General features: G+C 30.9%; 3 protein-coding genes. All 3 read left to right on the plus strand.

The window, feature by feature from the left end; all coding sequences use genetic code 11:
- Nucleotides 1-339: 339 nt before the first annotated feature.
- The 3 genes from GJV76_RS15090 (at nucleotide 340) to GJV76_RS15100 (ending at nucleotide 5,540) form a co-directional block, all read left to right on the plus strand.
- Complete coding sequence (locus GJV76_RS15090) at nucleotides 340-2,319, plus strand: hypothetical protein (protein ID WP_196216244.1); 1,980 nt, start codon at nucleotides 340-342, stop codon at nucleotides 2,317-2,319.
- An 11-nt stretch (nucleotides 2,320-2,330) separates the two neighbouring features.
- Complete coding sequence (locus tag GJV76_RS15095) at nucleotides 2,331-4,736, plus strand: hypothetical protein (RefSeq protein ID WP_155093417.1); 2,406 nt, start codon at nucleotides 2,331-2,333, stop codon at nucleotides 4,734-4,736.
- Nucleotides 4,737-4,988: 252 nt separating this feature from the next.
- Complete coding sequence (locus tag GJV76_RS15100) at nucleotides 4,989-5,540, plus strand: lipocalin family protein (RefSeq protein ID WP_155093418.1); 552 nt, start codon at nucleotides 4,989-4,991, stop codon at nucleotides 5,538-5,540.
- Nucleotides 5,541-5,613: the final 73 nt, after the last annotated feature.

Consider the following 5,613-nt stretch of genomic DNA (forward strand, 5'->3'; position numbering starts at 1 on the left):
ACGTCCTAAAAGTCTACATTAGTTTGAAGACATACAATAATCATTACAAAATATCTTGGATCGAAATGAATATAAGACTTAAAAATAATTTTTCTAATATTAAAAAATAGAATAAAAATTTTGTAAAGGCATTAAAGCAATAGGATGAGAAGGAGTGGGGACCTGTAGAGTAATTAGAGTATAGTTAACGATGATTACAATACATCTCATCCTGCTTTAAGGCCTAACTATTGAAATTTACATTCTAAATAGCAAAAAAGATATGTTTCTAAAAGCACAAAATAGGATATAAATGTCATAAAATAAAACACTTTAAGTATAATAAAAATAGCTAGTTAAATGAAAAAAAGATGGATTTTACTCAGTGCTTTTTGCGCAAGCGCAATAAGTCACGCTCAAGTTGGAATAGGGACTGCAACCCCTAATCCATCATCTCAACTTGAGATATCTTCTGATAAGCGAGGGATTTTAATTCCACAGGTTAGATTGAAGAATCTTACAGATAATAAAACAATAAGCAACGGAAATGTAGAAAGTTTATTGGTATATAATACAGCAGCTAGTGAACAATTACAGCCAGGATATTATTTTTGGAAACAAAATACTTGGACTCGTTTATTGACTGAAATTGATGACAAAGTAGTAGATTTTCCGATTATTAGTAAGTTTGTAGTGGAAGAAGAACTATTGAAATTATATGATACACATAATAATTTTGTAGTTATAGATTTAGAAAAATTAAATGTAATAACTACTTTAGTTAAGGATGCCTCGGGCAATGGGAAGTATACGTATAAAAACGAGGCAGGGGCAGAAGTTGTAATTGATGTTCAGGCGGATGTTATCAGCAATTTTGAGACTATAATCAACAATACAGATGTCCAGGATATCATCAACAATATCATCAAAACAGTAGGCGGAAATGTTTACTACGATGGCAGCTCTTTTACTTATATCACTGAAGATGGTGATACAGTTAGTTTGGATATTTCTACTATTGTAAAAGCCAATGAAACGCTAACTACTTTAGTAAAAGATGCTTCAGGTAATGGACAATACACTTATACCAATGAGGCAGGAACACCTGTAGTTATCGATGTAAAGGCAGATGTTATCAGCAATTTTGAGACTATCATCAACACTACAGAGGTTCAGGATATCATCAACAACATCATCAAAACAGTAGGGGGAAATGTTTACTATGATGGTAGTTCTTTTACTTATATCAATGAAGATGGTGATACAGTTAGTTTGGATATTTCTTCTGTTGTAAAAGCCAATGAAACGCTAACGACTTTAGTTAATGTTAACGATGTGTTTACTTATACAAGTGAAAATAGCACAGCAACAGAAATTAATATTCCGAGTCTAGTAAAAGGTCATGAAACTTTGACAACATTAGAAAATGTAAAAACACAGGAGACAGAAGAAAGTGGTGAAGTTATTGATATTTATACCTTAACATATAAAGATGAAAATGGGAATTTAAACCCTATCGATATAAAAGTATTGGTGAAGGGAAGTGAAACACTTACAACTTTAGTTTATGATCCTATAGCTCATGTTCTAACTTATACTAATGAAAAGGGAGAAGAAACTATCTTAAAATTAACTGATTTAGTTGGAGATGGGGAATCATTAACTAAGTTAGAATTTGATGCAAGTACAAATTCTCTATTGTATACTGATGAAAAACAAATCATTCATACAATTGATTTAGAGACAATAAATAAACATCCTTGGTATGATTCTGCAACACAAAAAGTAGCAACATCTAATACATCTGATATTTATACAAGAGGTTGGGTAGGAATTGGTTTTACAGAACCTTCTAATGCACCAAATGAAAAGTTGAGAGTTAATGGAAGTATAACTGCAGTTAATAGTTATTATGCTGATTATGTTTTTGAAAATTATTTTGATGGTTACTCTGCACTTAAATATGATTATAAGTTTAAGGAATTAGATGATATTGCTGATTTTATTAGAGAAAATCGTCATTTACCTGGTATTACACCAATCCATGAATTGAAGAAAACAGAAGAAGGGTATGCAATTAATGTTTCGGAACTTTCTGTCCAACTTCTAGAGAAAACGGAAGAGTTGTATTTACATATGATTGAACAAAATAATGAGTTAGAGCAGAAAGAAGCTAGGATAAAAGAATTAGAAACTTTAAATCGTGAAGTATTAAAAAAGATTAATCTTTTAGAGGAAAAAGAAACTAAAATAAATGAATTGGAAATGATAAATAAAATGTTTTATCAAAAATTAGAGCAATTAGAGCAAGAATTGTTAGAGTTAAAAAGTAAAAACTAAACTTTTAAATTATGAGTTATAATACCACTACATATAAGTATATGAAATATAAGTTTTCATTATTATTGATACTTCTTTTTACGGCTTTTTCTAGTTTGGCTCAAACCCATATGACTAAAATTAAAGATGGAACAATATCGGGTACAAGTGCCACTCCGAATCCTGGAGTTATATTAGAATTAGAAAGTGTTAATAAAGGTTTTTTAGCCCCTCGTTTAACAACGCAACAAAGGGATGCTATAGCTATAGAGAATCGAACAGATGGTTTATTGATTTACAATAGTACAACAGGGTGTTTCAATTATTGGAGTACGATTCAAGATACTTGGTTGAGTTTATGTGGGACACCGCCACCGGCTGTATTTGAAATCACTAATCTACAATGTAGTTCAGTACAGTCAAATGGGAACTTTAAACAAGGTGAATTTTTAAATTCTTCAAACTTTTTAACTATTCCAGTTACTGTAACTCAAGCAGGTACCTATGAATTAACTGCTACAACAGATAATGGATATTATTTTACAACTAAAGGAACATTTCCTACCGCAGGTGCATATACGCTTTTTGTCCCAGGAATAGGTACACCGAATAACGGGTATGATTCAGGTGCTCAAGGTGATAGATTGACTATTTTACTGAATAATAGAGAAAGTAATTGTGAAAAATATATTTTTGTAGAAAGAGCTAATGTTAATTATAGTATCGTATGTCCAGACACTTCTATTGAAGGAGCCTATATGATTGGACAAACTTTGACAAATACACATAAAATAGTTTTAAAAGTTAATGTTATTTCTGTTGGATATTGGAGTATAACAACCAATACAAGTAATGGGTATTCTTTTAGAGGAACTGGTAATTTTAGTCAAGCAGGTGAGCAGACCGTAGAGTTGTTAGGAACGGGAACACCTATTAGTTCAGGGACTAATTCGTTTACTTTTACAACCAACTCAGATCAGATGTCAGCTGCTTGTACAGCTGAAATTATTGTACAACCAATTAAATATACAGTAGATTGCTCTCAAGCGACTATAGCAGGTGTTTATAAGCAGGATGAGGCTATGACTGCCTCAAATACTGTAACTATTAAAGTTGATGTTCAAGCCACTGGTGAGACTAATATTAGCACTAATCCTGTTGCTGGAATTCATTTTACTTCTGGACCTTTATCTTTTGATAGTATTGGAGAAAGAAATGTTGTATTAACAGCAGTTGGTACGCCGACTACTCCAGGGGATCATACTTTTACTTTAAATGCAGCTAGTGGAATGATATCACCTTGTTCTTTTGATGTTACAGTAACAGCTCAACCAGTAGCTTATAATTTAATATGTTCATCTATTCAATTAGAGGGCTCATATGCGCCCAATATTGCAATGACTACTGAAAATAAAATGATATTAAATGTTAATGTTCAATATCCAGGTGCTTATTCTATTTCTACCAATACGGTAAATGGAGTAACATTTTCAGCAAGTGGTACTTTTACAATAACAGGTACACAAGAAGTTACCTTGACTGCTACGGGAACTCCAGTTACAGGAGGAATTCACCGCTATACTATAACAACAAATAGTTCTGTAGGAGCTAATACATGTAATAGAAATATTGAGTATTTATATCGAAAAATGAATATTCTTGGTCTTGGTACGGGGATGTATCAGCTTGGAACAGCATCTGGATCACAGGCATCAAAAGCAATTCCACAAGCTCTGGCTAATTTTGGGCCTAATGGAACTGTAAAGATGGAAGGTATAACGATTTTTAATGGCGGAACTGGACAAGGGACTACTCTAAAGAACAATATTAATAATAATAAAATTGATGTAGTTGTTATTGGATATAATTATCAACCTGATGCTGCTTCTATAGCAATATTAAAAGATTTTGTTAAGAACAAAAAAGGAGTATTGATTCATTCACAAGAAAATGATGCAAATTCTACAAGAGATTTGATTAATGCAATTGCTTTTTCACCTAATACTGTTGCATCAGGAACAGGACAAACTTATATAAATCCAATTTTAAATATAGATGATCCAATTTTAACTGGACCATTTGAAGATGTAAGGGGGAAAAATACAGGAAGTGATGTTAATAACTCATACTATATCACAGGGTATTCAAATGAATTCCAAAGTTTTATTCACCAAGAAGGTAATACGGATCGTTCATGGTTTTTAAAGCATAATACTCTAGGATATGTATATATAGGTGATTCTGGATGGACAGCAGGAACTGCTTCTAATACTTCAAATACAATTTGGCCAGCGGCTATAACATCAGGAGGTGCACCAATCTCTAAGTCTTATTATGGAGGTGTAACTGTATTTAATAGTCTATTGTATGCCAATACATTGACTTGGGCAATAAAATATGTTCAAGAGAATACAGATGTAAATTATCAAATTCCTTAAAATAAATAATGAATAAGAACAAGGCTACTTAGAATCAAACTAAGTAGCCTTTTTTGTTATAATTAAAAATCTTATAATTCTATAAAATAAATCAAAAAAATTATATTTATTATGTGTGTTTATTTCTGTTAATAGATAATCTTTATTGTTTGTTTATTTAAATTTATTATTTTATACTTTGTTTTTAACGAAATAAAATGATAGTATTGTATGATGTTATGACCTATAAATATAGAGTATAAATGTTTGTATATGGAATCTAAGCTTTTAAAATTTAATTTAATCTTATTTTTAGTTTTTTTTGTTAGTTGTGATAATAAGGTAATACCTGAAAAAGCAACCGTAGTTGAAAATTTTGAAATTAAATCCTACTTAGGTACTTGGTATGAAATCGCAAGATTTGATCTTTATTTTGAAAAAGATTTAGATAATACATCTGCACATTACTCTTTAAATGAAGATGGAACAATTCAAGTAGTAAATATTGGTTTTAATCAAAAGACAAAAAAATGGAAAAAAATTGATGGTAAAGCCAGATTTAGAAATAATGAAGATCAAGGAGCGTTGGAAGTAAGTTTTTTTGGACCTTTTTATTCAGGATACAATATAGTTGCACTTGATAAGGATTATAAATATGCTTTAGTTGTAGGGAAGGATTTAAATTATTTATGGATGTTGTCTCGAGAAAAATTTATCCCTGATAATATAAAATTAGATTTTGTAAACAAGGCGCAACAAATTGGATATAATACCTCTCGTTTAATTTGGGTTAAACACGATAAACTGCATAATCCTTACTTTTAGATGATATTGTAGGCTTCCCTAAAAATCGGACAGTTGTTAATTCGAAATTATTAACTTTAAACAAAACTGTCAA

The sequence above is a fragment of the Myroides albus genome (assembly GCF_009711045.1).
In the GTDB taxonomy this organism is placed as follows: Bacteria; Bacteroidota; Bacteroidia; order Flavobacteriales; family Flavobacteriaceae; genus Flavobacterium; species Flavobacterium album_A.